Here is a 1,611-nt window from a genome sequence, read left to right on the forward strand (position 1 = left end):
GACCTCGCGGCGGTCGCAGCGGGCGAGCGCGAGCCGAGCGCCGGCGAGGTCGACTACATGGGGTACCTGACATGACGCTCGACAAGTTCCGTCCGTACGTCTCCCGATTCCTCGAGCCGTTCGTCAAGGGGTTCGACCGCGTCGGAATGACGCCCAACGGCGTGAGCGTGGTCGCGTTCGGGATGGCGATCCTGGCCGCGGTGGCGTTCGCACTCGGCGGGCTCGAGGATCCGATATGGTACGCCGTCGCGGCGACGCTGGTCTTTCTCAACGGCTGGCTCGATATCGTCGACGGTGCGCTCGCACGCGAACAGGAGGTCGCCTCGGCCGGCGGGGACCTGCTGGATCACGTTCTCGATCGGTACGCGGACATCGTCGTCATCGCAGGGCTGGCCGCGGGGCTCGAGGACTACCTGCTCGGTTTCGCCGCCGTCACGGGCGTCGTGATGACCTCCTACCTCGGAACGCAGGCCCAGGCCGTCGGCCTCGACCGGGTCTACGGCGGACTCGTCGGCCGGGCCGACCGACTGGCGATCATCGGTGTCGTCGGTTACCTCGCCTATCCGCTCTCCGGGCCGATCGTCGGCGATTTCACCCTCGTCGGCTTGCTGCTCGTCTTCCTCGCGGTCGTCGGCCATCTGACGGCATTGCAGCGATTTTACTACTCGTGGATCGCCCTCGAGCGATAGTCGTTTCAACCCGCTGAACGGGGTCTGACTGGATGGAACCGCGTCGCATCCTTTATCCCTCACCGCGATATAGGGACTGACATGGTTCAGTGCGAGATGTGTGGGGCCGAGACGTCGTCCCCGAAAACCATCAAAGTCGAGGGCGCGAAGCTAGACGTGTGTTCGGACTGCACGGACTTCGGCACTGAAGTCAAACAGACCTCGAGTTCGGGTTCGTCGACGAAGTACTCGACCAGCTCGAGTTCGTCCTCGTCGAGTGGTGGCCAGTCCACCGGCTCGAGCGCGAGTTCCTCGAGTTCGGGCGGCTCGAGTCAGCGCCGGTCGGACATGTTCGACGACATGGACGAACTGGCGACCGATTACGACGAGCGAGTCCGCAACGCTCGTGAAAACAACGGACTGAGCCAGTCCGATCTCGCGAACGAACTCAACGAGAAGGCCAGCCTGATTCGCAAGATCGAGCGCGGCGACACCCTCCCGAGCGATCGCGTCCAGACGAAACTCGAGAACTTCCTCGAGATCGATCTGAACGCCGAGGGAAGTTCCGGTGAGGACTCGGAGTGGTCCGGCGGCTCCTCGACGGGGAGTTACACGCTGGGCGACGTCGTCAAGCGCAAGGACTGAAGCGGGTCCTCGCTTCCGCTCTCGATAGCGTCGCGGACTCGCAAGCTATTTCTTTCGGGCGGGTGGGGTTGCCGATATGTTCGTCCTCGTTAACCTGAAGACATATCCGTGCGATCCGATCGCCGTCGCAGAAGCCGTCCGTGACGTCGACGAGACCACTGACGCCCGGCTTGCCGTCGCGCCACAGGCGACCCACCTCGAGCGGGTCGCGGAAACGGGCGCGGAGACGTGGGCCCAGCACGTCGACTCGATCGAACACGGGAGCAACACCGGGCAGACGCTCGCCGAGAGCGTCGCC

General features: G+C 64.5%; 3 protein-coding genes. All 3 read left to right on the forward strand.

Annotation, left to right across the window (positions count from 1 at the left end; all coding sequences use genetic code 11):
• The first annotated feature begins 71 nt into the window (after positions 1-71).
• Complete coding sequence (locus PGX04_RS28435) at positions 72-689, forward strand: CDP-alcohol phosphatidyltransferase family protein (protein ID WP_273741561.1); 618 nt, start codon at positions 72-74, stop codon at positions 687-689.
• Between the two features lie 81 nt (positions 690-770).
• Positions 771-1,313 carry a multiprotein bridging factor aMBF1 gene (locus PGX04_RS28440; RefSeq protein ID WP_273741559.1) on the forward strand — a complete coding sequence of 181 codons (543 nt, stop codon included), beginning with the start codon at positions 771-773 and terminating at the stop codon, positions 1,311-1,313.
• Positions 1,314-1,389: 76 nt separating this feature from the next.
• Positions 1,390-1,611 (forward strand): triose-phosphate isomerase (locus tag PGX04_RS28445; RefSeq protein ID WP_273741560.1); only part of this gene is annotated, 222 nt, incomplete at its 3' end.

This window comes from Natrinema soli (assembly GCF_028618695.1).

Excerpts from the sequence above, each read along its gene's own strand:
- PGX04_RS28435 (WP_273741561.1), top strand. The coding sequence starts at position 72 with ATGACGCTCGACAAGTTCCGTCCGTACGTCTCCCGATTCCTCGAGCCG.
- PGX04_RS28440 (WP_273741559.1), top strand. The coding sequence starts at position 771 with ATGGTTCAGTGCGAGATGTGTGGGGCCGAGACGTCGTCCCCGAAAACC.